The sequence below is a fragment of the Candidatus Pelagibacter sp. PS_06 genome, assembly GCF_059418045.1.
In genome coordinates this window covers 852824-877295 of sequence record NZ_CM182078.1, presented here as the reverse complement: position 1 = coordinate 877295, position 24472 = coordinate 852824, and the positions used below count along the sequence as shown (strand labels likewise).

The window sequence follows — 24472 nt, the reverse complement described above, 5'->3', positions numbered from 1 at the left end:
TATATTGCATATATTGCATATCTAGTATAAGAATCTGTTATGAATACATTTGAATTTAAAAATCTTGTTAAAACCCTTAAGAATTCTTTAAAGCAAAGAACTTTTTTTAAAGATCTTCGTAAAGAAGTAGAAACTGGTGCAAACGGCACACAGGACTACGTTGTTAAAAAAGGTGTTAACAAAGATACTATCGCAACAACTAGGCAGTAATTAAATACTAGCTACTGTAATACATCTCAAACTCAACTGGATGAGGTGCGTGTTCAAACTTATGTATCTCTTCAAACTTAAGTGCAATGTAAGCATCTATTTGATCATCTGTAAATACACCGCCCTGAGTTAGAAATTCTCTATCTTTATCTAAGCTTTCCATAGCTTCTCTTAGAGAACCACACACAGTTGGAATAGCACTAACTTCTTCTGGTGGTAATTCATATAGATCTTTATCAAACGATTCACCTGGATGGATTTTATTTTTAATTCCATCAAGTCCAGCCATCAGCATTGCGGCAAAAGTTAAATAAGGGTTTCCAGACGCATCAGGAAATCTTATTTCACATCTTGCACCATTTTTACTTAGAGTAATTGGTATACGACAAGATGCAGATCTATTTCTTGCAGAATATGCAAGAAGTACTGGTGCTTCAAAACCAGGAATTAATCTCTTGTAACTATTTGTTGTTGAGTTAGCAAAAGCATTAATAGCCTTAGCATGTTTTAAAATTCCACCAATATAATGTAGAGCTGTTTCTGATAATCCTGCATAAGCATCACCAGAAAACACTGGCGTATTACCTTTCCAAATAGATTGGTGTATGTGCATACCTGAACCATTATCACCTGCAACAGGTTTAGGCATGAAGGTAGCTGTTTTACCAAATGAGTGTGTCACCATTTGTACAACATATTTATATAACTGAACATTATCAGCTTGATCAACTAAAGTTCCAAAATACATACCAAGTTCATGCTGACTAGGTGCTACTTCATGATGGTGTTTTTCAACTTTAATTCCAACTTCTTTTAAGTTTTTTAAATACTCACCACGCATATCTTGTTCACTATCAACAGGAGGAACTGGAAAGTAACCACCTTTAACTGGAGGTCTGTGACCCATGTTGCCATTTTCATAAACTTTACCTGAGTTGTAAGGACCTTCTTTACTGTCTAGAACAAATCCTGTGTTATTAGGGTCATTACTAATTCTTACATCATCAAATACAAAAAATTCAGGTTCTGGCCCAAAGAATGCTTTATCTCCAACTCCTGATGTTTTTAAATATTCTTCAGCTTTTTTTGCAGTTCCTCTTGGGTCTCTTTCGTAAGGAGATTTCTTAACAGCATCTAAAATATCACAAAATAGAACTACTGTATTATGAGAAGTAAAAGGATCCATAATCATTCTTGAGGTATCTGGTTTTAAAATCATGTCAGACTCATTAATAGCTTTCCAGCCAGCAATTGATGAACCATCAAAAAACACACCTTCATTTAGCATTTCATCATCAACAATAGTTACATCCATTGTTAAATGTTGAAGCTTACCTCTGGGGTCGGTAAATCTAAGATCTACGAATTCTGCTTCTTTTTCTTTAATAAATTTTAATACATTTGCTGCGCTCATTATGTCTCCTATATAATTTTATGAGTGGTAATTAACAAATTAATCAGCAAAAATATCGCTAATTTAATAAATAACACCTATGCAATTTTCACATAAGTGGTGTATTTATTCAATATTATTCCACAAGAATTAAAAATCTATGAATCCAATATTAGAAAAAGAACCTGTAAAAAGAACAGAAACATCAATTAAAGAGTTTGACCCAAGTCTTGAGGTTTTCTGTTTAGAACAAACAGCAAGAACTGCCCAAGACGCGGCTACAGCTTTAAGTTGTAGTGTTGGAGCAATTGTAAAAAGCTTACTTTTTAGGGCAGGAGAAAATTTTGTACTCTGCTTAGTATCAGGAGATAAAAGGTGTTCATTAAATAAACTAAAAAAAATCTTAGAAGAAAAAGATGTTTCAATGGCAAATCCTGATGATGTTAAAAGAATTACTGGTTATACAATAGGAGGTGTTTCACCAGTAGGTCACTTAAGTAAATTAAAGATCTATGTTGATACAAATTTAGAAAGATTTAAAAACGTATTTGCTGCAGCAGGACACCCAAATTGTGTTTTCGAAATAGAATTTAATCAATTAATAAAATTAACTAATGGTCAAATGAAAGAAATAGCTGAATGAGACAACCAAAATTAATTGATTATATTCTACTAACTGTATTAGCGTTGATTTGGGCTTCTGCGTTCTTTAATATTAAGATCGCAACTTATTCATTTGGACCAGTAACAATTGCTTTTCTAAGAGTTTTTTTTGGAGCAATTCCAGTTTTGCTTCTTTGTTATTATAAAAATATTAAAATTGAAGCTTTTTCAAAAGACTGGCATTGGTTTGCAATGATAGGATTTATCAATTTAGTGGCTCCATTTTTCTTAATAGCATATGGCGTAAAATCTGTTCAAAGTAATTTGGCAGCAATTTTAATGTCAACCACCCCTTTAAGCTCAACTGTATTGGGACATTTTTATACCAAAAATGAAAAGTTTAATTTAGTAAAAACAATTGGAATTTTAATTGGTTTCTCAGGAATTGTATTTTTATTTTCAGACAATCTTTTAATTGATGAGAATAATTTTATGTCAGCACTATTAATTTTATTGGGATCAACTTGTTATGTAATTGGTGGTGTTTTAACTTTAAAAATTAGTAAGAAAAAAAATGAAAATGTAACTGGCTCAATTTTGATTTGGGCAATTATAATTTTAATTCCACTTGTAAGTTTTATAGAACAACCCTGGCAGTCTATTCCAAGAACAGACTCTTTGATATCAGTAATATATTTGGGAATAGTTCCAACAGGTGTTGCGTGGTTGTTAAGATTTAGAATATTAAAAAATAATGGATTAATCTTTCAATCTCAAGTTTCTTATTTAATACCCATATTTGGAACTATTTTAGGTTATATATTTCTTAAAGAGTTAATAACAATTAAAGTTTTGATATCTTTAATAGCAGTTTGTATCGGTATTTATTTTGTTAAAAAAGCAGATAATAAAAAAACTATTTGAGTTTTGCCATTGCTGCAATATGAGAAGGTCTAGTTTCACAACATCCTCCTAATATAGTAGCGCCATTTTCTTTAAACTTTTTTGCGATTTCTCCAATATTTTCTGGTGTAAAATCATGTCTATGACCAAGGAATTCATTTGGATTTCCCCCAGAATTTTTAAAGAAAGAAGACGTGTAACCATTTTTTGGTTTTGTTGTCATAAATCCATTTAATTTAAAACCAAATGGAACATTTAATTCTTTCATTTCCTTCAGATTTTTTTCATAATTTTCAGGAGACACACAAGAAAGCATGACTCCCAATAATTGGTCATCAATAATGTTTTTAATATCAGAAATTTTTTCACCACTTGGTAAGTTGGTTCCTTCAGATATATGAATACCAATCAGATAAGGTTTCTTAAATTCTTTGATGGCCTTAATTCCGCATTTAAACTCTTTAATACTACTCCACACATCAAAATAAAAAAAATCAACATAATCATTTAATAACCTTGCTTGCTCATTAAAAGTGTTGATAATTTCTTCTTCACTTCTTTCATCCGCTTCATAAGTTAATTCTTGAGGAGGTAATCCACCAGCAATTAAAACATTTGGAAATTCTTTTTTTACTTTATGAGCAATTTCGCCAGCCTTTATATTTAGATATTCAAATTTATCCTCAATATTATTTTCTCGAAGTCTTTTTCGTCTTGTCGTAAAAGTGGTAGTGACAATCACTTCAGCTCCTGCTTTTATAAAATCTCTATGAGTATCTTGAAGTAATTGGTGATAATTTTCATCCAATATTGCGTTAGCACTCCATAGTGTTCCATTTGGTTTCATTCCTCTAGCTAGTAGTTCTTGCCCCATACCACCATCTAATATTCGTGTTTGTTTGAAAAAATTTAGGTCCATCTTATCCTCACTTTTTTAGTGCTTCAGCTTTTGCTAGGTGCACAATATAGTTCAACTTCCTTGCTTATTGATTTTATGTGGGAATTTCCTTTTTAGCAGTTAAAGCCCGCAATAGGATCAAATCGGCAATAAATTTATAAAACTTTTAAGGTTAGTTGTAAACTATTTTTTTAAAATAATTTTTGCATTAAAGGAAAAAGATCTACGCTCTCCTTCAATATTAAATGGATAGGCTGTATGCATTAAATAATTTGGAAAGATTAATAAATCTCTGATTTTTGGTACCACATTATAAATACTTTTGCTCAGAAATCCTTTTTGACCATTAATAAAATCAATTGTGCCATTTGTTTTAAGTTTTTTATTTTTAACCATTTTATTATTTGTCATACCTTTTGGCAGTTTTAAATAACCTACACCAGATAAATCACCTTCATGATAGTGAATTGGATTATACTCACCTTTAAATTGTCTAACTATCCAAAAATTTAAAATTTTAATCTCTTTGATGTTTTGAATTTTTTCATTCGAAAGAAATTTATTAATACTTTCTTTAAGTTCTTTCTCTAAATTTTTTTTAATAAAATTACTCGAGATCTTTAATTCGTTTTTAATTTGACTTGCTAATTTTGAACTATAATCAATTTTTTTTGAATTAGATTTACTATCAAACTCGTTATTTAATTTGTCAGAAAATTTTTTAGAAATTTTAGTTTTTCCGATCGATGGTCCAAAAGGTTTAATGTTTTTCATTTTAAGTTTAAATATATTAAAAGATAATTAAATCAAGATTATGGTATCAGTCTTATACCCATTCTTATTGCTACAAAAATAACTAACACAGACGTAATTAATGCAAGGGTTTTGTTGGATAATAATCTTATATTTAAGAAATTTCCAATCTGCCCTCCAGCAAGAACACACAGGAATAAAGGCCAATAGTTTAAAAATTCATCAAACACAATATCTTTTGTAAGTTGACCAGCCACACCAAAAATAGAATTAATTAAGATAAATAATGAAGCTGTAGTTGCTATATGTTTTGGATATCCTGCTTTCATTAAGAATAAAATTGGACTTAAAAATATTCCACCACCAATTCCAACAATTCCTGAAATAAACCCGATTATAGAGCCGATAAAAATTGAAACAACTTTTGGAATTGAATTTAATTTAATTTGATCATTGTTAAATGATTTGCTTTCTATCAATAAAAATATTCCAGCAATGGATAAGATAACAAATAATGTTATCTCAAATAATTCCCTTGAGATGGATATTGAAGCTCCAAAAAATGCAAAAGGTATAGATCCCAATAAATAAGGAAAAAGTAATTTAAAATTAAAATTACCAGATCTTACATAATTGATCGAATTTCCTGACACTACAATAATGTTGCAACATAATGCTAATATTGGAATTATAAAAAAAGGGATTTCCCATATCAACATTAAAGCTAGATAAGTTGATCCACCTCCAAAACCAACACTAGAATATAATATTGATGTTATGAGAAAAAATATTGATAATATAATCATACTTAAAAAATTTTTATGAATGTAAATATAGCTTTATTAACTGTAACAGATACCAGAACATTTGATAATGATAAATCTGGAGCAATTCTTGTAGAAAAAATTAAAGAAGCTAGTCATAATTTAATTGATAGAAAAATTTGCAAAGACAATAAAGAAGACATTATCTTAATTTTAAAAGAATGGATTAACAATAAAGACATTGATGTAATAATAACTACTGGAGGAACAGGTCTTACTGGAAGAGACATTACTCCAGAAGCAATAGATGAAATAGCAGATAAACAAATACCAGGTTTTGGTGAAGTTTTTAGAACCATAAGTCTTAAGACAGTAGGTACGTCAGCAATACAGTCTAGAGCTTGTGCGGTGTTAGCAAACGGTAAATATGTTTTTGCATTACCAGGATCATCTGGAGGTGTTACCGATGCATGGGATGGAATTTTAAAATATCAGTTAGATATTAATCATAAACCATGTAATTTTGTTGAACTTTTTCCGAGACTTAAAGAAAAATAGTTATTTTTGATATTTTTCTTTCCACTCTGGATAAGGCATTCCATATATACGTTCTCTAGCATCAGGGTCAGATATAGTAATACCTTTTTTTTCAGCTTCCTCTCTATACCATCTAGACAAACAATTTCTGCAAAAGTTAGCTAAATTCATAAGATCTATATTCTGAACATCTTTTCTTTCATCTAAATGATTTAACAATCTTTCAAAAGTAGCTGATTGAATTTCATTTTTTATTTTATCATCCATAATTTGTCTCTCTTTTTTTAATTTTAATTCTTAAGGCAAGCAACACAAGTATTACTATCATGAAAATTAATGGTTTAAAAAAAATTGATTTTGATAACCAAATATAATGAAGAGAACCAAAGATTGCTATCACATAAACTAATTTATGTAATTTTTTCCAATTATGTTTTAATAATTTCATCATTTTCTGCGATGATGTAATAGCTAAAGGAATTAATAATAACCAAGCTGAAAATCCAATAAAAATGTATTTTTTTTTTACAACATCATTAAAAATTGGAGCCCAATCAAATCTGTAATCAATTCCAACATAAGTTAATAAATGAATGGTTGCGTAAAAAAAAACGAATAATCCCAACATTCTTCTAAATTTAATCCACAAACCTAAATTGGTTAATCTTTTTAAAGGACTCATAGCAAGTGTTAAGCAAATAAAAATTAATGTCCATTCACCTGTATGATGTGTAATTTCTTTTACTGGCTCAGGTCCTAATTGATTAAAAAAAATCTTATATATAATTATTAAAAATGGAATTAAACTTAAAAAAAATACGCTTGGTTTAAAATATTTTTCCATTAAAAATATTTTTTTAAATCCATCCCACTATATAAGTTTGCAACTTCATCTCCATACCCATTGAACATTAAAGTTTCTACCCTTGGAGCAAAAATATCATTACCAATAACTCTTTCTGTAGCTTGAGACCATCTAGGATGATCGACATTTGGATTTACATTTGAATAAAAGCCATATTCTCTAGGCGAAGCTCTCATCCATGAAGATGTAGGCATTTTCTCAACTAATTTAATTTTAACAATAGCTTTTGCACTTTTGAAACCATATTTCCAAGGAAGAAAAATTCTTAAAGGTGCTCCATTTTGATTAGGAAGTTTTTTATTATACAGACCTGTAACAACAGTAGTTAAAGGATGCATAGCTTCATCAATTCTTAATCCCTCTTTATAAGGCCATTGCAGCACTGGGTATCTTTGTCCTTTCATTTGATCTGGATCATAAACACTTTCAAATTCTACAAATTTTGCTTTAGAGGTAAGAGTTACTTTTGAAAGAAGTTGATTTAAAGAAAAACCCATCCAAGGTATTACCATCGACCATCCTTCAACGCATCTTAAACGTTGAATTCTTTCCTCTGACATAAATTGTTCTGAAATTTCTTCCATTGAAATATTGATTGGATTTTCAACTTCTCCTTCAATACTAATACTCCAAGGATCTGTTTTAAAATTTTGTGAATTTTTATATGGATCGCTTTTAGATGTACCAAACTCGTAATAATTATTGTAGGTAGTAATATCTTTGTAACTAGTAAGCTTGTCTTTTTGTTCGGATCTAGCATTATTAATAAATGGAATTGATGTTAAAGCGATAGATCCAGCACCTAAACCCATTGATTTGATAAAGCTTCTTCTATTTCTATAAATCTTTTCTGGAGTAATTTCTGAATATTTAATTTTTTTCATATTGGATTGGATTTCCTTTTAACCAGTCTGTTTTATTATTTTGATAGTGTTCTTTTTTCCAAATAGGGGATCTTTTTTTTATTTCCTCAATAATATATCTAGATAAAACATAAGCTTCATCACGATGTTTGCAGGCAACAGCAATAATAATACTTATTTCGCCAAGATTTAAGAAACCCTTTGCATGCTCAATAAATACCGCTTTGTCTTTAATTTGTAACTTTTGATCTGCTTCATTATAAATTTCTTCAAAACTTTTTATCACTAGTGCATCATGGCTATCATAAGTTATTCCAGTTACACTTTTATTATTATTTTGATTTCTTACTGTTCCAGAAAAAAATATTGATGCACCAAAGTCAGAGGATGAAATAAATTTTTCAGCATCAATAATTGAAAGTTTTTTATCTTTAATATCTACAACTTTTGTATGAAGCATTAACCTCCTCCGATTGGCGGAATAATAGCAATTTTTTCATGATTTGTTATTTTATAATTGTCGCTGATTATATTGTCCTTTGAGCAAAATACTGATGAATTTACAATTTTTATAAAATTTTCATTACCTTTAAAATTTGAATGTAGATAATCTAACATCTTATCTCTCACATCTTTAATTGTTGAATTGTTTTCAATATTTATTTCAATAGAATCTTGATTACTAAAATCTCTACTAGCACCAAACAGTTCTATTGTTACCTTCATTAATTTTAACAATTAAAATATTTCTTTTAAAAATTCTGGAAGTCCCTCAGGATTTTTCCATAGACCACTTTTTCCACCTTCTTTAATCAACAACTTAACATTATCAATTTTCAAATGTGGATTAACAATTTTACTTAAGTCATAGATAGTTATTAAAGCAGCATTTACTCCCATAATAGCTTCCATTTCTACCCCTGTTTTTGCATATGCAGATACAATACAAAATACTTCGAGTGAACTATCCTCATCATGCATAATAATTTTAGTAGCTGTATGATCAATTGGCAGGGGATGACATAAAGGTATTAATTCACTAGTTTTTTTAACTCCCAAAACTGCCGATACCTCTGCAAGACTTATTGGGTCTCCTTTTGGCATCTCTTTATTTTTAATTAATTTAAAAACATCTTTTCCAACATAAATTTTTCCAGACGCTAATGCTCTTCTAAATGTCTCTTTTTTAGCTGAAACATTTACCATATTAAAAGAGTTCTTATTAAAGATTTCTTCTGCCCAATCTTTTAATTCATTATTTTTAATAACCTTTAAATTTTTCATATTAGCCACCGGTTGTTGATAAATTTTTTGTTAACCCAGTTTCACCAATTTCTAAATAATGAGACTCTTTCTTAAAGTTAAGTTGTTTTAAAATTAAATCTTTTAATTCCTCTATTTGATTATCTTTTTGCATTAAATGCCTAATATTAATTCCAGTATTTCCAAAAAGGCATAATCTTAAATCACCTTTTGCAGTAATTCTTAACCTGTTACAACTTTTGCAAAAATCTTTAGAGTAGGGAGCTATAACACCAAATTTCCCTTTAAACTTTGGATTTAAATAATTCTTTGATGGCCCTGCATCTTTACCAAATGTTTGAATAACCCAATTATTATTATTTAAATAATCAGTAAATTTTTTTGATGAAACATGATAATTATTGAAATAATCAAGATTATCTCCTGTTTGCATCAATTCAATATATCTAAAATCAATTTCATTATTTTTTATAAATTCAGCCCAATTATTAAAATCTTTCTCTGTATCATTCACTCCTTTTAACAAAACAGCATTAATTTTAATATTTTTGAAATTTAATTTTTGTAAATTTTTAATACCTTTTAGAATTTCTCCTAATCTGTCATGACCTGTAATCTTTTTAAAAGTATCGGCGTTTAAACTATCAATACTAATATTAATTCCATCTAAGCCACTATTCTTTATGTTATCTGCTATCTTATCTAATCTGTAACCATTAGTAGTCATAACAGTTTTTTTTATTCCTGAATTTTTTTTAATAATTTTAACTATTTCAAAAAAATCTTTTCTTACAGTTGGTTCACCACCAGTAAGTCTAATCTTTGACACACCTAATTCAGATAGTGCTTTTGCTAATCTTCCTATTTCTTCAATATTTAGAAAACTTCTATTGTCACTTTTATCAATTTTGTATCCATCAGGTAAACAATACCCACATTTAAAGTTGCAAACATCGGAAATAGAAAGTCGTATGTATGGGAATTTTCTACCGAAACTATCTTTAAGAATACTCATATGTTATAAGTGTCATTATTGATTAAATAAACGATGAGTCAAATTTTAAATGATAATGAAATCAATGAATTTAACCAGGTGTATAATTTCTTTCAGATTCTGGATCTTTGGTTGAGTAAGGTAATTTTAAAACTTCATTCCAAAAATCCTCTGGTATACTTGTTTTAGCCCAAGAAAGGTTTTTTTCAATACTCTGAATACTAGTAACTCCACATAGGGTAGAGGTTATTCTTTTATCTTTCATTGAAAACTGTAAAGCAGCTGCACCCATTTCTACATTATACTTTTTACAAACTTTTTCTATTTCTCTAGCAGGTGCAAGTTTTTCTTCTGTAGCATCTTGATAAGTTATTTTTTTAAAGTTACTTGGACCTTTTGCTAAAACACCTCCAGCGTAAGGAGCTGCATTAAAAATAGATATATTTTTACTGTAGGCATAACTATACATTTCATCTGCCTCTCTATTTAACAAAGTATATCTGTTATGATTAATTATCACATCAAAGTCCCAATTTTTTAACATAGGAAACATTATGTCCACTTTTCCCATAGCTAAACCAACAGCTTTTGCTAATCCCTCTTCTTTTATTTTAAATAACTCATCTATTGCACCATCTTTTTTGGTTACGTCATTTATATCTTTTACATATTCTGGATCATGAAGAAATAAAACATCAACAGAATCTACATTCAAAGTTTTTAAACTTTCTTCAATAGACTCCCTGGTTCTTTTTTTATCAAGAATAAGAGTATCCATATCCCTATCAATTTTAGTTGATAAAACAAAATTCTCTGGCCAGCTACCATTTTCCTTTATTGCTATTCCAATTCTTTTCTCACTTTCTCCCATTGCATAATTTCTTGAAGTATCAAGCATATTTACTGGACCTTGAAAAAATCTTTTTAAAGTTTCTTGAGCTCTTTGTTCTGGTACTTCATAGCCATAAGTATCTGGCATACTCCCCAAAGAGGATGTTCCAAAACTCAATTCTGTAACTTCTACATCAGTATCTTTAATTTTATTTTTTTTCATAAGTTAATTTAAATAAGACTTACTCACCTAAAATACTATCATCTAATATTTTAGTGTCATATGCTGAATAAGAATGCCATCCTGCAACTGTTTGATCAAAATCAACAATGCTTCCTGTCATTATTCCTGACTCATCTGAACATAAGAAAGCTAGGATTTTAGCAACATCTAAAGGTTTGTTTAATCTTTTAAAAGGAACTTTTGCCTCAGCTTTTTTTAACCAATCATCATCTGCGTTGTGAAATTTTTTTTGAATTACTGTTTCTGCTGGGGTATCTGTCCAACCTAGATTTACACCATTCACTCTTATTTGATGACCAGAAACTGAATTTGCAACATTTTTAATCATTACTGCCAATGCTGCTTTAGAAGAACTGTAAGCAGTTAAGAAAGGCATACCACTATATCCAGCCATTGATAAAATATGAGCGATAGTTCCTTTTTTTTTATCTCTAATCATTATTTTTATAACGTCTTGCATCATAAAAAGAGGAGCTTTTACATTTACATTAAAATTTTTGTCATAATTTTCTTCTGTCGTACTTAAAACTGTTCCTCTTTCTGTAAAAGCGGCAACATTGATAAAACTATCTACAGTATTAAATTTTTTATCAGTCTCAGAAATTATTTTTTTACAGTCTGCAAGTTTCTCTAAATCTGCTTGAATGTATATGCATTCTGTACCCATACTTTCTATTTCAGATTTTACTTTATTTCCTTTGTCGCTATTTCTTCCACAGATAGTTATTCCTTTAGCACCTCTGCTTGCTAGTAATTTTGCAGTCTCAGCTCCGCTTCCTTGAGTACTTCCTGTGACAATTATTATTTTATTTTTAAATTGGTTAGATTGTTCGGATATATATTTATTAGACATACTAGAATTTAATATCTATTACTTTACCACTTTCAAACGATTCATATGCTGCATTAGCTATAATCAAAGCATTTCTACCATCTTCAAATCCTACCAAAGGTTTTGTTTTATCCTCAACGCATTTTACAAACTCATTAAATTGATCTCTGTAAGCTTGCTCATATCTTTCAATAAAAAAGAAATGTATAGTTTCTTTTTCACTTGTAGATGTATTTGTGTATCTTTCTAAAGAAGTAGGAGTTTGATTATTAGAGATAACCATTCCTTTACTGCCAAATACTTCAACTCTTTGATCATATCCATAAACTGCTCTTCGTGAGTTATTAATATGAATTAAAACACCTTTTTTTGATTTTAAAATAAACATTGCGGTATCTAGATCTTTTACTTGTTGTGAATTTTTATCAAATAAAGCATCTCCAAATGCAGATATTTGAACCACAGGATCATCACCCAATATAAATCTAGTTAAGTCAAAATCATGGATAGTAGTATCTCTAAAAAAACCTCCGGCAGCTTTCAAATAGTCAATACCTGGAGGTTCAGGGTCTCTACTTGTAATAACCACCATTTCCAATTCACCAATTTCTTTTTTTACTCTTGACTGTTGTGCCTTAGCATGGCTTGCATCAAATCTTCTATTAAAGCCAATTTGAATAGGAACGTTTGTTCCTTTAATATTTTCCATGCACTCATTTACTTTATTGATATCTAAATCAATTGGTTTTTCACAAAAAATTGCTTTTCCAGCTTTTGCTGCCATTGTAATAAATTGAGTGTGAGTTGGTGTAGCAGAAGCTATAAGAACTGCATCTATATCATCTGCATTAATTGCTTCTTCTGGTGATGATGCAATTGAACATCCTGTTAATTTTACTACTTCTTCAGCGAATTGAGAATTAACGTCATATATGTATTTTAATTTTGCTTTTGGATGTGCTGCTATAAATTTAGCATGCATTTTTCCAATCCGTCCTGCTCCCATTAAAGAAAAGTTGATCATAAGAATATAGAACAGAATTAAAAAACAAAATCAAGAAACATTTTTTAATGATGAATTAAACATCAATTAAAAATATAATTTTCTTGATGCACACAACATCATCATTTAAAAATCCATTAAACTTTTTAATAAATTTTTATGTCAGTAAAATTAGGAATAGCACCGATAGCATGGAGTAATGATGATATGCCTGAATTGGGAGGTGATACTTCTTTAGAACAATGTTTGTCTGAAGCTAGTCAGGCAGGATTTATTGGAATTGAATCTGGTGGTAAATTTCCAAAAAAGTCAGGGGAATTAATACCTAAATTAAAAGAGTTTAAATTAAATTTATGCTCAGGTTGGTATGGAGCTAATTTAAGAACAAATAGTATTAATGAAGAAAAAAATCTAATTCAAGATCAGTTAAAACTTTTTAAAGATTGTAATTCACCTTGTATGGTTTTTGCTGAAGTTTCTGGTTCAATTCAAGGAGATCCAAATCGAAAATTATCTACAAGACCTCAAATGGATCTTGAAGAGTCTAAAAAATACTATGAAAAAATTTCAGAAATGGGAAAATATCTTGAAGATGAAGGGATGCCACTTGCTTACCATCATCATATGGGCACCGTAATAGAGACTGAAGAAGATACAGTTAGATTGCTTGAAAATACTGATGATAGCGTAAAACTTACATTAGACACTGGTCACATGTTGTTTGCTCAAGGAGACTCTTTAAAATTATTAAATGATTTTAGTGAAAGATTAATTCATATGCACTGTAAAGATATTAGAAAAAGTGTTTTAGAAAAATCTTTAAAAGAAGATTTAAGTTTTAGAGGTGCTTTTTTAGAGGGTGCATTTACAGTTCCGGGTGATGGATGTATTGATTACAAGCCTTTGTTTGATGTATTGAAAGAAAAAAATTATTCAGGATGGCTAGTAGTAGAGGCCGAACAAGATCCTGCAAAAGCAAATCCTTTTGAATATGCAAAGATTGGCTACAAATATTTAACAGAAACTCTTAATAAGAGTAACTTAGAAGTCTTTCAAAAATAATTTTTAAATTATAATTTTACTGTTTTTGATTTTTCTAATTTTCCATCAAAAAAATCAATAATATTTTGTATTGTCTCTTTACCCATTCTTGTCATGCACTCTTCTGTAAAAGCTGCTGTGTGTGGACTTAGAAAAACTTTATCGTTTTTAAGTAAAGGATTGTTTGACTCCGGGGGTTCAATTTCAAAAACATCTAAACCAGCACCAAAAATTAAATCTTCTTTTAAAGCTTTATCTAAATCAATTTCATTAACAATTCCACCTCTAGCAGCATTAATTATAATACAATTTTTTTTCATAGTTTTGAGTAAATCATAATTAATTATATTTTTAGTTTTATCATTTAATGGAATATGAAGAGAAATTGCATCCATATCTTTACAAGTATCTTCCATACTCTCAACTTTTATTCCACCTAAATTTTCTATTACATCTTTAGAGACAAAAGGGTCATAAACAAAAACTTTCATTTCAAAACCTAAGCATCTTTTTATAAGAGCTTGACCAATTCTACCAAATCCAGCAATCAATATATTTTTACCCCAAAGTTCTACAGTCTTAGGCAATTTATTTCGGTCGTTAAATTTTCCATCTTTAACAGCATTATCGTACATACTCTTTCTTTTAGAAATATTAAGGAGCATGAACATTACATGTTCAGCTACAGCTACAGCATTCGCTGTTGCAGTAATTGCTAGAGTAAGATTATTTTTTTTTGATGTTTCTAAATCAATATTATCATAACCAACACCATGTCTTGAAATTATTTTAAGTTTATTTCCACAATTAATTACTTCCCCTGGGAGTTTTGCAGTTCTAATAGAAACACCATCACAATCTTTTACTTTTGATTTCAGAAATTCAATATCTGTATTTTCTACTACTTCGAATTCATATTCAGGATTTTTTTTAATAAGTTCAATTCCAGCCTGATGTATGGGTTGGATAATTAGTATTTTTTTCATATGGCTTTATACACAAAAATAAATTTTATTAAATATTAAATTAAATAACTTACTTTTTTATTGAAATCGTTGATGGTCTTATTGAATTTGAAACTATATTTCTAGAAAGTTTTATCTCTCTTAAAACAATATAAATTCCAGCTCCAATTATAAAAATATTTCCTAAATAAATATTCCAAGTTGGAATTTCATTAAATACATAAAAACCAATTAATGCACCTATTAATAATTGGATATATTGTGTGTTTGCAAATATAGAAGCTGGAAGATGTCGAGCAGAATTTATAATAAAAATCATTCCCATTCCTCTTAATAAGCCCGCATTAAAATTTAAAAAGAAATCTGTTTTTGTCATTGGAATATAAACTTCAAATGTAATCACGCCAGAAATTATAATTAAAATTAATTTTCCAATTATTAAAAATGAATACACACTCTCAGATTGACCATACTTTTTGACCAACAAATGACCTACTGAGGCAAAAATTGGTATTAATAATGCTAATAATACATAATTATTTATTTCTTTTCCAAACGGATCAATTGCAATTATTGTTCCAATAAAACCTACTAATATTGCTGTATATCTTCTCCAACTTACTTTTTCTTTTAAAAAAATTACTGAGCCAATCGTTAACACAAAGGGTGTAAAGAAGATAATGCTATACATTGTTGTAAGTGGAAGTTTATTTATACAAAGAAAAAATAATCCCATCGAAATTATTATAGTTACCGCTCTAACTAAATGAATAAGGAAGTTTTTGGTTTTAATTTTTTTCCAGGAATTTCTTACTTGAGTATAAAGTAAGATTGGAAGTAATGCCGATATGGAGTTAATAAAAATTATTTGTGTTACATGATAATAATTTGTCAATTCTTTTGCTATGGAATCCATGATAACAAATAAAGAGTAGCCAAGAATTGCTAAAAGAAAGTCTACCGAATAGACACGGGTAGTTACTGAATTCATAAGTTTATTTTTTATATTAGTTTTGAAAGATCTCTTTTGCTATTTTTATATGTTGGCAAAGGATATTTAAAGGCATATTTACGGGGTATACATTTTTCTTTAGCTTTTTCCCAAAGAGCAAGCCATTGTTTAAAGTTTAAAATAGTAATATTTTTTTTATTTTTACTTTTAACATAAAAACTAGGCAAAGGTTCGCGACCTGAAGTTTGACCAGCTTTATTATATCTTAGATCAGCACTAATTCTAAAAGAGTTTGATTTATTTGGAATAGAGCAGTGTGGAGAGTATCGGTGAAGCAAAACTATATCTCCAACATCAGCTTCCAGGTAAAAAATTTTTTTTGAATTTAGTAAGTCTGAATTTTTGATTTCAACTTGACCTTTGTAACCTGAGTGATGATTCAGCAATCCTAACTTGTTAATTCCAGGAATAGTAATCATACATCCATTTTTCTTAGTTGTTTTTGTAAATGGAATCCACACAGTTAAAAGCTCAGTATTTTTTTGACCTTTAGTAGATAATACTGCTGCATCTTGGTGCCAAGGAGTTCTACCACTTAAACCATCAAAAATTGATTTTTTAGGTAGTGTTTTTTCTGGTTGTTTTATTCTTGTATTTTGAACTGGGTTAGAGAGAATTTCTGAGCCAAGTATTTTTTCAACCACATTAAGTATTTTTTTGTGTTTAATTAAATTCCATAAAGAATGTGTAGCAAAATAATCGCTATCCTTTTTAACATGATCTCTTGGAAGTCGAGTATTAAAATATTGATCTAAATCAAAAATATTAAGAGAAGATACAAACTGATATTTTTTTTCAAATTTTAATTTTAGTGCTTTTGAAATTTTAGATTTTGGAGAGAATTTGTGAATCAATCGATCCATTACATATTCCATATCATTTAAAATAGGTTTTAGATCATTATCAAAATTTAAAATATTTTTTACTATCGCATATCCTTGTTCTTCAAATTTTTTTTTATTTAATGATATCATTTTTAAATTTTTTACTAATTTGCAACTGGTACTGTAAGATAATTTGCATCATGAAAAGAAGTTAACATTTTTTTTTTAGTTTTAATTATATGAGGATAATAGGGAATATCATTAAATTTCCATATTACCGGTTTATTTAAAGCATAACTTCCATAAATAAAAAAACGTTTAGGGCAATTTTTTTCAATAAATCTTTTAACACCATGATACGAATTGGGAGTGGATTGGAAAAATACTACTGTTCCCTGTTTAGGAGTAAATTCTTTGACAACTTCTAATTCACTAATTTTTGGAAATCTTCTAAAACTTTTTCTAATATTTTTTTTAGTTTTTTTTCTATAAATGGTAAGTGACCCTCCATTTTTTTTAGGTATGTCGGTTAAATAAATTAAAAAATTATATAATCTTGTAATATCGTCTCGATGCGGTCTCAATCTATAACCACCTTTTGAAACAGAAAAATCAATATCTAAATTCACTTTTGGATTAGAATAATTATTGCCAAGTAATTTTTGAAGTTCATTTGAGTTTAATTTTTTTTTAATAGTAAATTTTTTTGGATTAAAAATTTTTGGTAGATTTGAGTTTTCCCATGATCCATTTTTAAATCTTTTTTTGAATATATTTTCAATTTTCTTGTAGAAAGATTTGCTATTAAAAAGCTTAAAAAGTTTTTTAGAAATTTTTGACTGTTTAATATAATTATTAAAATTTTTTGAGCCTTTATTAATACGACTTCTTCCACCCATTATCATATCATCAAAAGATTTAGAGTAACTAATTTCTTTGATTAATATTTTGCAAATACTTTTTGGAATAATGTTGCTACCTACTAGAACTGGAAAATTTCCTTTTACCTTTTTTAATTTTTCAATTCGTAGCATTTAGCTATACATTCCCTCCTTAACTTTGATCATCTTATACATAAGATCATTTAAAGGGGTTTTTATCCCATGTTTTTTTCCAAGACTTGAAACAACACCGCTTATGAAATCAATTTCGGTTTTTCTTTTGTATTGAACATCAAAAGCCATAGAGGATTTATTTGTTTGGTTTGAGTCTACGATTTTATTAAACATAAAAAGGCACTCATCCTCAGAAACCTGTACGCCATCAGCCAAGGCTACTTGTCTTGTTTCCAAAATTATTTCTTTACCTAGTGATCTAGATACGTCATTTGCACTATTATTTATGTATAGATCAGTATGATGTAGATCAAAAATTGCTGATAGGGGTCCAATCGCTGTTAATGCAAACAGTTTCATCCATTTTCTTTTTTTTACATCATCAGCAGCAATTGTTTCGAGATTATAATCAGTAAAAGTGTCAGCAATATCTTTTACTCTTTCACTCATTCCACCTTCATATTCTCCAATCCAAGAAGGTAGAGCAGCATGGTTCATTATATGACCAGGCCCTAATATATTTGAAGCTTGAGTGGTCGTTCCTCCTAGAACTTTTTCAACTCCTACAATTTTTTGCATAATTGCTTCATGACCAAAGCCATTTTGAAATGACATAAAAACAGTTTTTTCACCAATAATATTTTTAATACTATTTAGAGCTGGCTCTAAGACAGTTGCCTTACACATTACTATCACGGCATCTACAATACCAACTGTCGATGGATCAGTTGTTGCTTTAACTTTAATAAATCTGTCACCACCATGACCATCCATCTTAAGACCATTTTTATTTATAGCTTCTACATGTTCTTTCCAAACATCAATCAGGATAACGTTAAGTCCTTTTTCAGCTAACAAACCCCCAAACAAACAGCCCATTGCACCAGCACCTAAAACTGCAACTTTTAAATCTTTATTTATCATTAAAGCTTTTTTATAATTAATTTATGTATAGATATTATATATATTATCTATAGACATCATGCAAAATAAATTATAGCTTTAATAATCAATGCAATTAAAAATAGAAAAATCAAAATTTACAGAGTATTCATTTGATAAAATATCTGATGCCTTACAAAGTGGATTATCAAGTAATTATAAAGTAGTCGAAGTCTCAATAGTTGATTGCCCAAATCTAAGAGATTGGGATTGTCCATCTGAAGGAATTAGTGGAAATCAAAAAATTATAGATGTTGGTGGTGAGCCTTACATGCATGATCCTAAATTTATAGGTGCTGAATTTGATTATGAAGAAATTTCTAAAATGATTGGTTCAGAAAAATCTTATGCTTTAGGTGCTGGTTCAGGTGCTATGTCATGTTTAGATGGACATTGTGGAGAGTTAGTAATTAACGAAAATCTAATCACTGATGAGTCAAAATCAATAATAGCTCGTGTTGGAAAAAATAAAGAATGTATTGCTGAAAAATATACAGCCAGAAAACATGGTGGCTTAGGTAATGTTTTTTATACTGATGGAAATAGAGGAAAAGTTATTAAAATAAAAATAAAAGGAAGATCTGGAGAGCAGGGATCTTTAACGCAAGCAATGAGAAAAGCTTTATCTGATCATTTGAAAATTAAAGATAATGATCATATTGCATTGGCAGGTGTTTTTAGAATTTTAAATGGAAAGATCAGATCGCATGTTCAGCCTGATTATAAAGATATTAAACATGAATATTATGATCCTAAACAAATGAAATGTGTAAAAGATTTTTTACAATTTTATGAACCAGTTGGACCTGAGTTACAAGGTTATTGTGTGCTTTGGACTGGCGACCCAACAGGAGGAAATCTTAATTTAAGAGAGTCTGGCGAACACACTCATTTTCATTCTTATACAAAAGAAAATATTGCTGGCCACTATCACTTTGATGTAACTCCAGAAGAAATAGAGTATGAAGGGTATTTTAATACTGCAGAAGAAGTGCACAGAGTTAACAATATATATAAAGAATTAAACAATAAAAAATAATATTAATTTAACTTTCTTTAAGATAACATTTGCCAGATGAAGAGACAATTTAAGTATCCCAAGCATTTTGAGGAACAAAAAAAAATCCCAAAAATTACTCAAAAAAGAATTAAATTAGCTGAAGTGTCACTAGGTGACTTTGAGGGAAGACTGGAAAATGAATTGCTTAATTGGTTTTCATTAACACCTCAACATTGGATAATGTTGCACATGGTAATGCTTGCTTATTATAAAAATAAATCAATTACTAAAAATGAATTATTAAAAGTTATTGAAAAATCTTACTTAACCTCAAATGTTTATATCGATACTGCTATTAAAAAAGGATTTTTTAGAATTATAAGAAATGAAAAAGACAAAAGATCTATCTTTATCTTGCCATCTGTAATTACAATAAAAACTTTTGAAGGGTTTATCGATAGAAGAGATATTATGTATAAAGGGATATAATATGTATTTTAATTAATAAGCTTTAGATTCTTCTTTTTTAGAAGAACCTTTCATTTTATCAACCACAGCTTTTGCGCCTGAACTTAATGCTCTTTGATCCGCACCAATTGTTACGAAGTTAAAACCTTTATCAATCATTTTTTGAGCATACTCAGGCGTACCATTATGTATTCCTGCAAAAATATTATTTTTTTTAGCATGTTCTAAAATTCTTAAAATTTCTGAATAAGCTTTTGTGCTTTCTGGTCTATCAAAACCTGGTTCTTCACCAATAGCTAAACTTAAGTCTGCTGGACCAATATAAATACCATCAACGCCGGGTGTTGACATTATTTCATCAAGCTTACCTAAAGACTCTTTTGTCTCTATCATTGCTAATTTAAGCATTTCGTCATTTGCATGTTTTGCATAATCTGAACCACCATAAATTAAACCTCTAACTGGTCCAAAACTTCTATAACCATGAGGAGGGTACATGCATGCTTGAACAAATCTTTCCGCCTCTTCTTTATTACTTACCATTGGACAAATAATTCCATAGCAACCTGCATCAAGTATTTTCATTATTTGACCAGGTTCATTCCAATTAACTCTTGCAAGTGGAGTAACATCAGTTGTTGATATAGTTTGTAACATTGGGAGAGCATTAGTGTAATCAACTAAACCATGTTGCATATCAATTGTAAGTGAGTCCCATCCTTGATGAGCCATTACTTCAGCTGAAACAGTGCTAGGAATCTGCAACCAACCATTGATTACAGGTTTCCCTGCTTTCATCATTTCTTTTACTTTGTTTTTTCTCATTATTATATTTTTAAACCCATGTGAGTGTATTTCACATTTAAGTAATCTTTAATTGCTCCTGATCCACCTTCACGTCCATAACCAGTTTGTTTAATACCACCAAATGGTGCTTCAGCAATTGCAACCACGCCAGTATTAACCGCAACACATCCAGACTCTAATTTTTCTGATCCAATATGAGCTTTATCCATAGAATTTGTGTATAGATAACTACATAAACCAAGGTCATTATCATTTGCTCTTTCAATAACTTCATCAAAAGTTTTAAATGTAAGAATTGGTACCAATGGACCAAAAGGTTCTTCTTTCATAATAGTAAAATTATCTTTTACGTCATCAAATACTGTTGGTTCATAATAATAACCCTTATTAAAACCAGAAGGTCTTTTTCCACCCATTAAAACTTTTGCACCTTCTTTTTTTGTAGTCTCAACTAGCTTTTCTATTTCTTCTAATCTCTTTGCAGTACTTAAAGGGCCCAACTCAACCCCTTCATCCATACCATTTCCTATTTTTAATTTTTTTGCTCTTTCCATAAAAGCACTTACAAACTCTTCTTTTCTATTTTCTTGAATATAAAATCTGTTTGGAGAGATACAAACTTGTCCATTATTTCTGAATTTGCCAGTTATTGCTATGTCGGCAACTTTGTTCATATCCACATCTTCACAAACAATAAAAGGAGAGTGTCCACTTAGTTCCATGGTAACTCTTTGAACTTTATCAGCTGCCTTTTTTAAAATTATTTTACCAACTCTTGTTGAACCGGTGATTGATACTTTTTTGATTATATCAGATTCCATTAGTTCATTAGAAATTTCAGCAGGATCACCTGATAAAAGATTTACAACTCCATCTGGCACACCAGCTTCTTTACAAATATTAACTAATTCCATTACGGCACCAGGAGTAATTGTATCTGGTTTACAAATAACAGAACAACCTGCAGCCAAAGCAGTAGAAATTTTTCTTGACGCTAATACTATTGGAAAATTCCATGGAACCAAAGCAGCAACAACACCTACTGGTTGATAGTAAACATGAACTCTAGTATCTGGAAATCTACTTTGTTGTGTTTCACCATAAATTCTTTTTGTTTCTTCAGCATTCCATTCAAAAATATCAGCTCCACCACCGACTTCTCCAACAGCTTCAGCAAGAGGTTTTCCAACTTCAAGAGTTAACCATTTTGCTAGTACTTCTTTTTTTTCTCTCATTAAGTCAGCAATTTTTCTAAGAACATAAGATCTTTGCCAAGGTGCTGTGTTTTTCCAAATCTCTAAACCTTTCTCAGCAGACTTTAATGCTTTTTGCACTTCTATAGAGGACGCTTTTGATGCTTTTCCAATCACTTCTTCTGTTGCAGGATTGATTACATCATAAGTTTCTTTTTTTTCAGCTTGTTGCCATTTACCATCAATGAATTGTCCAAATTTTTCGTACATAAGTTTTATTTTTAAGTTTACTTAATTAGGTTTATTAATTTATAAATATATTTATATATAAACACTATACATATTAAAAGATAAACATATTTATGAAAAAAATTACTCTCACTTGCGCTCATGCAATTGTAAAATATTTAATTGCTCAAAAAATATTAATTAATGGTAAAAAAGAACCTTTATTCCCGGGTGTGTTTGGAATTTTTGGTCATGGTAATGTAGCATGTTTAGGTCAAGCATTAGAGGAAAATCAAAAAGAGCTTCCAACTTATAGAGGACACCATGAACAGAACATGGCTCTCACAGGCATTGGTTATGCAAGAGCAAAGAGAAGGCAGCAAATTTTTGTAGCAACATCATCAGTTGGACCAGGAGCAACAAATATGGTAACTGCAGCTGGTGTTGCCATGAGTAATAGGTTGCCGATTTTATTTTTACCAGGAGATACGTATGCAAATAGAATGCCTGATCCAGTACTTCAACAAGTAGAACATTTTAATAATCCAGGAATAACTGCTAATGATGCTTTTAAACCTGTAACCAGATATTTTGATCGTATCACTAGACCTGAGCAAATTATTCAATCATTTCCAGCAGCAGTTCAAACAATGTTAGATCCTGCAGATTGTGGACCAGCTTGCATTGCATTAAGTCAAGATATTCAAGGACAAACATTTGATTATCCAGAAGAATTTTTTAAAGAAAAAATTCATGCAATTAGAAGACCAAGACCTGATGAATTTCAAATAAAAGAGGCTGCAGAAAAAATTAAATCTTCAAAAAATCCAATAATCATATCTGGTGGAGGAGTTTTTTACTCTGATGCTATGGAAGAATTAAGTAACTTTGCTGTTAAACACAATATACCGGTTACACAAACTGTGATGGGATATTCTACAATGAAAAGAGACCACTCACATTATGCCGGTCAAATAGGTGGGTTAGGTGGAAAAAATACGAATTCATTAGCTAAACAAACTGATCTTGCAATTGCAGTTGGAACTAAACTAGGAGACTTTACTACTGGATCTTGGGCTAACTTTGAGAACGAAAACTTTAAACTTGTATCAATAAATGTTTCAAGATTTGATGCTAATAAGCATTTGGCTCAAGCAGTAGTAGGTGATGCAAAAGTTTCATTAGATGAACTTTCACAAGCATTAGGTGATTGGAAAGCTGGTGATGAGTGGAATAAAAAATCTCAAGCAGAGTTAAAAGCGTGGAATGAGCATGTAGATAAAGAGAGCGCTCCTTCTAATCAAGAGGTGCCAAGTTATGTTCAAGTAGTTGGTGCCGTTTACAAGAATTCTGATCCATCAGATATTGCAGTTACTGCAGCAGGAGGTTTGGTTGGTGAAGTTATTCAGGTTTGGAGACCACGAGAATTAAATACTCATGAAACTGAATGGGGATTTAGTTGTATGAGTTATGAAATATCAGGAGCCTTGGGAATAAAAATGGCAAACCCTGACAAAGAAGTTATTTCTTTTGTTGGAGATGGGTCTTATCTTTTAAATAATACAGATATTTATTCTTCAGTTATAACTAACAATAAGCTTATTATAATTGTTTGTGATAACGGTGGTTTTGCAGTGATTAATAGACTTCAATTATTTAAAGGTGGAAAAGAATTTAATAATTTACTTAAAAGCTCAAAAACACCAGGCCTTGTAAGTGTTGATTTTGCAAAACATGCTGAAAGCATGGGAGCTAAATCAGAACATGTAAATTCTATATCCGAACTTGGAGAAGCATTTAAAAGAGCAAAAAAATCTGATGTTACATATGTCATTTCAATTAAGACACATGCTTATCAGTGGTTAGAAGGTTCTTCGTTTTGGGATAGTCCCACATTAGAAATTCCAACTACTAAAGAAAATAAAGAAGCTTTAAAACTATATAAAGAAGGAAAAAACAAACAAAGACAAGGCGTTTAATT

29 protein-coding genes and 1 riboswitch are annotated in these 24472 nt (G+C 29.8%); of the genes, 8 read left to right on the top strand and 21 right to left on the bottom strand.

The annotated features are described in order from the left end of the window. The first annotated feature begins 39 nt into the window (after positions 1-39). Complete coding sequence (locus AC5SLZ_RS04500) at positions 40-210, top strand: hypothetical protein (protein WP_023648206.1); 171 nt, start codon at positions 40-42, stop codon at positions 208-210. 7 nt (positions 211-217) lie between these two features. On the opposite strand, the gene glnA is transcribed toward AC5SLZ_RS04500, so the two are convergent. After that, positions 218-1624: a type I glutamate--ammonia ligase gene (gene glnA, locus AC5SLZ_RS04495; protein ID WP_028036712.1), complete on the bottom strand. Its 1407-nt coding sequence runs from the start codon at positions 1622-1624 to the stop codon at positions 218-220. Between the two features lie 139 nt (positions 1625-1763). Here glnA and AC5SLZ_RS04490 point away from each other — a divergent pair, with 139 nt between their 5' ends. Next, positions 1764-2246: a YbaK/EbsC family protein gene (locus AC5SLZ_RS04490; RefSeq protein ID WP_494615115.1), complete on the top strand. Its 483-nt coding sequence runs from the start codon at positions 1764-1766 to the stop codon at positions 2244-2246. Further along, positions 2243-3130 carry a DMT family transporter gene (locus tag AC5SLZ_RS04485; RefSeq protein WP_494615114.1) on the top strand — a complete coding sequence of 296 codons (888 nt, stop codon included), beginning with the start codon at positions 2243-2245 and terminating at the stop codon, positions 3128-3130. The genes AC5SLZ_RS04490 and AC5SLZ_RS04485 overlap by 4 nt, the downstream gene beginning before the upstream one ends. Here the strand turns inward: AC5SLZ_RS04485 and AC5SLZ_RS04480 are convergent. From AC5SLZ_RS04480 to AC5SLZ_RS04470, 3 genes are all read right to left on the bottom strand, one after another. Next, positions 3123-4028: a homocysteine S-methyltransferase family protein gene (locus AC5SLZ_RS04480; RefSeq protein WP_494615113.1), complete on the bottom strand. Its 906-nt coding sequence runs from the start codon at positions 4026-4028 to the stop codon at positions 3123-3125. The two genes, AC5SLZ_RS04485 and AC5SLZ_RS04480, sit on opposite strands and share 8 nt — an antisense overlap. A 7-nt stretch (positions 4029-4035) precedes the next feature. Beyond that, a riboswitch (SAM riboswitch) is annotated at positions 4036-4098 on the bottom strand. A gap of 92 nt (positions 4099-4190) precedes the next feature. Continuing rightward, on the bottom strand, positions 4191-4781 hold the full coding sequence (locus AC5SLZ_RS04475; protein ID WP_494615112.1) for a putative 2OG-Fe(II) oxygenase: 591 nt from the start codon (positions 4779-4781) through the stop codon (positions 4191-4193). A gap of 38 nt (positions 4782-4819) precedes the next feature. Next, positions 4820-5566: a sulfite exporter TauE/SafE family protein gene (locus AC5SLZ_RS04470; protein ID WP_494615111.1), complete on the bottom strand. Its 747-nt coding sequence runs from the start codon at positions 5564-5566 to the stop codon at positions 4820-4822. A 15-nt stretch (positions 5567-5581) separates the two neighbouring features. On the opposite strand from AC5SLZ_RS04470, the gene moaB reads away from it, so the two are divergent. Continuing rightward, positions 5582-6082 carry a molybdenum cofactor biosynthesis protein B gene (moaB, locus tag AC5SLZ_RS04465; RefSeq protein ID WP_494615109.1) on the top strand — a complete coding sequence of 167 codons (501 nt, stop codon included), beginning with the start codon at positions 5582-5584 and terminating at the stop codon, positions 6080-6082. Here moaB and AC5SLZ_RS04460 read toward each other — a convergent pair whose 3' ends face one another. The 10 genes from AC5SLZ_RS04460 to iolG all read right to left on the bottom strand — a co-directional run bounded on the left by AC5SLZ_RS04460 (position 6083) and on the right by iolG (position 12977). Next, positions 6083-6328: a DUF1244 domain-containing protein gene (locus tag AC5SLZ_RS04460; RefSeq protein ID WP_494615108.1), complete on the bottom strand. Its 246-nt coding sequence runs from the start codon at positions 6326-6328 to the stop codon at positions 6083-6085. Then, positions 6321-6905 (bottom strand): protein-methionine-sulfoxide reductase heme-binding subunit MsrQ, encoded by a 585-nt coding sequence (gene msrQ / locus AC5SLZ_RS04455; protein ID WP_494615107.1) that lies wholly within the window; start codon positions 6903-6905, stop codon positions 6321-6323. Before msrQ ends, AC5SLZ_RS04460 begins: the two co-directional genes overlap by 8 nt. Beyond that, positions 6905-7810, bottom strand: coding sequence for a protein-methionine-sulfoxide reductase catalytic subunit MsrP (gene msrP / locus AC5SLZ_RS04450; RefSeq protein ID WP_494615106.1), 906 nt, complete (start codon positions 7808-7810; stop codon positions 6905-6907). The genes msrQ and msrP overlap by 1 nt, the downstream gene beginning before the upstream one ends. After that, entirely contained in the window at positions 7797-8249 is a 453-nt protein-coding gene (locus AC5SLZ_RS04445) for a molybdopterin synthase catalytic subunit (RefSeq protein ID WP_494615105.1), read from the bottom strand. Before AC5SLZ_RS04445 ends, msrP begins: the two co-directional genes overlap by 14 nt. After that, positions 8249-8515, bottom strand: coding sequence for a MoaD/ThiS family protein (locus tag AC5SLZ_RS04440; protein WP_297681488.1), 267 nt, complete (start codon positions 8513-8515; stop codon positions 8249-8251). Before AC5SLZ_RS04440 ends, AC5SLZ_RS04445 begins: the two co-directional genes overlap by 1 nt. A 12-nt stretch (positions 8516-8527) precedes the next feature. Beyond that, positions 8528-9073: a cyclic pyranopterin monophosphate synthase MoaC gene (gene moaC, locus AC5SLZ_RS04435; protein WP_494615103.1), complete on the bottom strand. Its 546-nt coding sequence runs from the start codon at positions 9071-9073 to the stop codon at positions 8528-8530. Position 9074: 1 nt separating this feature from the next. Next, positions 9075-10067, bottom strand: a complete 993-nt coding sequence (moaA, locus tag AC5SLZ_RS04430; protein WP_494615102.1) for a GTP 3',8-cyclase MoaA — start codon at positions 10065-10067, stop codon at positions 9075-9077. A gap of 70 nt (positions 10068-10137) precedes the next feature. After that, entirely contained in the window at positions 10138-11100 is a 963-nt protein-coding gene (locus AC5SLZ_RS04425; RefSeq protein WP_494615101.1) for an aldo/keto reductase, read from the bottom strand. 19 nt (positions 11101-11119) lie between these two features. Then, the gene (locus tag AC5SLZ_RS04420) at positions 11120-11974 is read right to left on the bottom strand and encodes an SDR family oxidoreductase (RefSeq protein ID WP_494615100.1); all 855 of its coding nucleotides are present in this window, start codon (positions 11972-11974) and stop codon (positions 11120-11122) included. Position 11975: 1 nt separating this feature from the next. Further along, positions 11976-12977, bottom strand: coding sequence for an inositol 2-dehydrogenase (iolG, locus tag AC5SLZ_RS04415; RefSeq protein ID WP_494615098.1), 1002 nt, complete (start codon positions 12975-12977; stop codon positions 11976-11978). A gap of 138 nt (positions 12978-13115) precedes the next feature. Between iolG and iolE the strand changes: the two genes are divergently transcribed. Continuing rightward, positions 13116-14018, top strand: coding sequence for a myo-inosose-2 dehydratase (gene iolE / locus AC5SLZ_RS04410; protein WP_494615097.1), 903 nt, complete (start codon positions 13116-13118; stop codon positions 14016-14018). A gap of 8 nt (positions 14019-14026) precedes the next feature. Here the strand turns inward: iolE and AC5SLZ_RS04405 are convergent, their stop codons facing one another. From AC5SLZ_RS04405 to AC5SLZ_RS04385, 5 genes are all read right to left on the bottom strand, one after another. Continuing rightward, positions 14027-14983 (bottom strand): hydroxyacid dehydrogenase, encoded by a 957-nt coding sequence (locus AC5SLZ_RS04405; protein WP_494615095.1) that lies wholly within the window; start codon positions 14981-14983, stop codon positions 14027-14029. A gap of 49 nt (positions 14984-15032) precedes the next feature. Beyond that, positions 15033-15878 (bottom strand): DMT family transporter, encoded by an 846-nt coding sequence (locus tag AC5SLZ_RS04400; RefSeq protein ID WP_494615094.1) that lies wholly within the window; start codon positions 15876-15878, stop codon positions 15033-15035. An 86-nt stretch (positions 15879-15964) separates the two neighbouring features. Then, a complete protein-coding gene (locus tag AC5SLZ_RS04395) occupies positions 15965-16948 on the bottom strand; it encodes a phytanoyl-CoA dioxygenase family protein (protein WP_494615093.1) in 984 nt (327 codons plus the stop codon). A gap of 14 nt (positions 16949-16962) precedes the next feature. Then, on the bottom strand, positions 16963-17832 hold the full coding sequence (locus AC5SLZ_RS04390) for a 2OG-Fe(II) oxygenase (RefSeq protein WP_494615091.1): 870 nt from the start codon (positions 17830-17832) through the stop codon (positions 16963-16965). Beyond that, positions 17833-18777, bottom strand: a complete 945-nt coding sequence (locus AC5SLZ_RS04385; protein ID WP_494615090.1) for a ketopantoate reductase family protein — start codon at positions 18775-18777, stop codon at positions 17833-17835. Positions 18778-18865: 88 nt separating this feature from the next. Here AC5SLZ_RS04385 and AC5SLZ_RS04380 point away from each other — a divergent pair, with 88 nt between their 5' ends. After that, complete coding sequence (locus AC5SLZ_RS04380; RefSeq protein WP_494615089.1) at positions 18866-19834, top strand: DUF1907 domain-containing protein; 969 nt, start codon at positions 18866-18868, stop codon at positions 19832-19834. 36 nt (positions 19835-19870) lie between these two features. After that, positions 19871-20284: a MarR family transcriptional regulator gene (locus AC5SLZ_RS04375; protein WP_271484054.1), complete on the top strand. Its 414-nt coding sequence runs from the start codon at positions 19871-19873 to the stop codon at positions 20282-20284. Between the two features lie 12 nt (positions 20285-20296). Here AC5SLZ_RS04375 and AC5SLZ_RS04370 read toward each other — a convergent pair whose 3' ends face one another. Next, positions 20297-21088 carry an HpcH/HpaI aldolase family protein gene (locus AC5SLZ_RS04370; RefSeq protein WP_494615088.1) on the bottom strand — a complete coding sequence of 264 codons (792 nt, stop codon included), beginning with the start codon at positions 21086-21088 and terminating at the stop codon, positions 20297-20299. A gap of 2 nt (positions 21089-21090) precedes the next feature. Further along, positions 21091-22533 (bottom strand): NAD-dependent succinate-semialdehyde dehydrogenase, encoded by a 1443-nt coding sequence (locus AC5SLZ_RS04365; protein WP_297681515.1) that lies wholly within the window; start codon positions 22531-22533, stop codon positions 21091-21093. A 92-nt stretch (positions 22534-22625) separates the two neighbouring features. Between AC5SLZ_RS04365 and iolD the strand changes: the two genes are divergently transcribed. Beyond that, complete coding sequence (iolD, locus tag AC5SLZ_RS04360; protein WP_494615086.1) at positions 22626-24470, top strand: 3D-(3,5/4)-trihydroxycyclohexane-1,2-dione acylhydrolase (decyclizing); 1845 nt, start codon at positions 22626-22628, stop codon at positions 24468-24470. The last annotated feature ends 2 nt before the right edge of the window (positions 24471-24472 follow it).

Excerpts from the sequence above, each read along its gene's own strand:
- AC5SLZ_RS04370 (WP_494615088.1), bottom strand. The coding sequence starts at position 21,088 with ATGAGAAAAAACAAAGTAAAAGAAATGATGAAAGCAGGGAAACCTGTA.
- AC5SLZ_RS04445 (WP_494615105.1), bottom strand. The coding sequence starts at position 8,249 with ATGCTTCATACAAAAGTTGTAGATATTAAAGATAAAAAACTTTCAATT.
- AC5SLZ_RS04480 (WP_494615113.1), bottom strand. The coding sequence starts at position 4,028 with ATGGACCTAAATTTTTTCAAACAAACACGAATATTAGATGGTGGTATG.
- moaA (WP_494615102.1), bottom strand. The coding sequence starts at position 10,067 with ATGAGTATTCTTAAAGATAGTTTCGGTAGAAAATTCCCATACATACGA.
- AC5SLZ_RS04395 (WP_494615093.1), bottom strand. The coding sequence starts at position 16,948 with ATGATATCATTAAATAAAAAAAAATTTGAAGAACAAGGATATGCGATA.
- AC5SLZ_RS04375 (WP_271484054.1), top strand. The coding sequence starts at position 19,871 with ATGAAGAGACAATTTAAGTATCCCAAGCATTTTGAGGAACAAAAAAAA.
- AC5SLZ_RS04470 (WP_494615111.1), bottom strand. The coding sequence starts at position 5,566 with ATGATTATATTATCAATATTTTTTCTCATAACATCAATATTATATTCT.
- iolG (WP_494615098.1), bottom strand. The coding sequence starts at position 12,977 with ATGATCAACTTTTCTTTAATGGGAGCAGGACGGATTGGAAAAATGCAT.
- AC5SLZ_RS04380 (WP_494615089.1), top strand. The coding sequence starts at position 18,866 with ATGCAATTAAAAATAGAAAAATCAAAATTTACAGAGTATTCATTTGAT.
- AC5SLZ_RS04365 (WP_297681515.1), bottom strand. The coding sequence starts at position 22,533 with ATGTACGAAAAATTTGGACAATTCATTGATGGTAAATGGCAACAAGCT.
- msrP (WP_494615106.1), bottom strand. The coding sequence starts at position 7,810 with ATGAAAAAAATTAAATATTCAGAAATTACTCCAGAAAAGATTTATAGA.
- AC5SLZ_RS04400 (WP_494615094.1), bottom strand. The coding sequence starts at position 15,878 with ATGGATTCCATAGCAAAAGAATTGACAAATTATTATCATGTAACACAA.
- AC5SLZ_RS04425 (WP_494615101.1), bottom strand. The coding sequence starts at position 11,100 with ATGAAAAAAAATAAAATTAAAGATACTGATGTAGAAGTTACAGAATTG.
- AC5SLZ_RS04420 (WP_494615100.1), bottom strand. The coding sequence starts at position 11,974 with ATGTCTAATAAATATATATCCGAACAATCTAACCAATTTAAAAATAAA.
- iolD (WP_494615086.1), top strand. The coding sequence starts at position 22,626 with ATGAAAAAAATTACTCTCACTTGCGCTCATGCAATTGTAAAATATTTA.
- AC5SLZ_RS04405 (WP_494615095.1), bottom strand. The coding sequence starts at position 14,983 with ATGAAAAAAATACTAATTATCCAACCCATACATCAGGCTGGAATTGAA.
- moaB (WP_494615109.1), top strand. The coding sequence starts at position 5,582 with ATGAATGTAAATATAGCTTTATTAACTGTAACAGATACCAGAACATTT.
- AC5SLZ_RS04485 (WP_494615114.1), top strand. The coding sequence starts at position 2,243 with ATGAGACAACCAAAATTAATTGATTATATTCTACTAACTGTATTAGCG.
- AC5SLZ_RS04500 (WP_023648206.1), top strand. The coding sequence starts at position 40 with ATGAATACATTTGAATTTAAAAATCTTGTTAAAACCCTTAAGAATTCT.
- glnA (WP_028036712.1), bottom strand. The coding sequence starts at position 1,624 with ATGAGCGCAGCAAATGTATTAAAATTTATTAAAGAAAAAGAAGCAGAA.
- AC5SLZ_RS04460 (WP_494615108.1), bottom strand. The coding sequence starts at position 6,328 with ATGGATGATAAAATAAAAAATGAAATTCAATCAGCTACTTTTGAAAGA.
- iolE (WP_494615097.1), top strand. The coding sequence starts at position 13,116 with ATGTCAGTAAAATTAGGAATAGCACCGATAGCATGGAGTAATGATGAT.
- AC5SLZ_RS04390 (WP_494615091.1), bottom strand. The coding sequence starts at position 17,832 with ATGCTACGAATTGAAAAATTAAAAAAGGTAAAAGGAAATTTTCCAGTT.
- AC5SLZ_RS04475 (WP_494615112.1), bottom strand. The coding sequence starts at position 4,781 with ATGAAAAACATTAAACCTTTTGGACCATCGATCGGAAAAACTAAAATT.
- msrQ (WP_494615107.1), bottom strand. The coding sequence starts at position 6,905 with ATGGAAAAATATTTTAAACCAAGCGTATTTTTTTTAAGTTTAATTCCA.
- AC5SLZ_RS04385 (WP_494615090.1), bottom strand. The coding sequence starts at position 18,777 with ATGATAAATAAAGATTTAAAAGTTGCAGTTTTAGGTGCTGGTGCAATG.
- AC5SLZ_RS04440 (WP_297681488.1), bottom strand. The coding sequence starts at position 8,515 with ATGAAGGTAACAATAGAACTGTTTGGTGCTAGTAGAGATTTTAGTAAT.
- AC5SLZ_RS04490 (WP_494615115.1), top strand. The coding sequence starts at position 1,764 with ATGAATCCAATATTAGAAAAAGAACCTGTAAAAAGAACAGAAACATCA.
- moaC (WP_494615103.1), bottom strand. The coding sequence starts at position 9,073 with ATGAAAAATTTAAAGGTTATTAAAAATAATGAATTAAAAGATTGGGCA.